The following is a 261-nucleotide window of genomic DNA, read 5'->3' as shown; positions in this document are numbered from 1 at the left end:
CTATGACAGCATTCAGCGCTGGGTAAAGGCGTGGAAGGCTAATGTTCGTCCTGGTCTGCACCAAGCCTTTATTCCCCTGAGTTTCCGTCCCGGTGAAGCGTATCAGTTTGACTGGAGCAGCGAGACGGTGATTCTGGATGGGGTGGCCATGGCGATCAAGGTCGCCCACTTTCGCCTGACTTACAGCCGGATGTCCTTTGTCCGGGCCTATCCCAGAGAAACCCAGGAGATGGTCTTCGCCGCCCATCAGGAAGCTTTTCT

The 261-nt window shown here is 55.9% G+C and carries 1 pseudogene; it reads left to right on the top strand.

Features of this window, described 5'->3' with window-relative positions:
• Positions 1 to 261 (top strand): annotated as a pseudogene (locus tag HJG40_RS14610) (IS21 family transposase); the annotation flags it as partial.

It is taken from the genome of Acidithiobacillus concretivorus, from assembly GCF_018853445.1.
Classification (GTDB): Bacteria; Pseudomonadota; Gammaproteobacteria; order Acidithiobacillales; family Acidithiobacillaceae; genus Acidithiobacillus; species Acidithiobacillus concretivorus.
The sequence above is the reverse complement of the archived record's forward strand: the minus strand, read 5'-3'. Positions and strand labels throughout refer to the sequence as shown.